1 protein-coding gene is annotated in these 255 nt (G+C 56.1%); it reads left to right on the forward strand.

Features of this window, described 5'->3' with window-relative positions:
- A partial coding sequence (locus tag AC0T7J_RS25640; protein WP_473798646.1) for an aldo/keto reductase occupies positions 1 to 255 on the forward strand: 255 nt, incomplete at both ends.

Genomic DNA, 255 nt, shown 5'->3' on the forward strand with positions numbered 1-255 from the left:
CACGACAGGGACTGGTCCGCTATGTTGGTGTATCGAACTGGTCCGCAGGCAGGCTGGGTAAATCGCTTGGCCTGAGTGAAGCTCTTCACGCCACAAGGTTTGAGACACTTCAAGCGTATTACTCTGTTGCCGGTCGTGACGTGGAGCGGGAACTGGTGCCACTGCTCTGCGAAGAGAAAATAGGACTCCTTGTCTGGTCACCCCTCGCCGGTGGTTTACTTTCCGGAAAATTTGGCCCTGGTGCAGCGGCAGAGA

The organism is Pantoea sp. E956-1 (assembly GCF_982223955.1).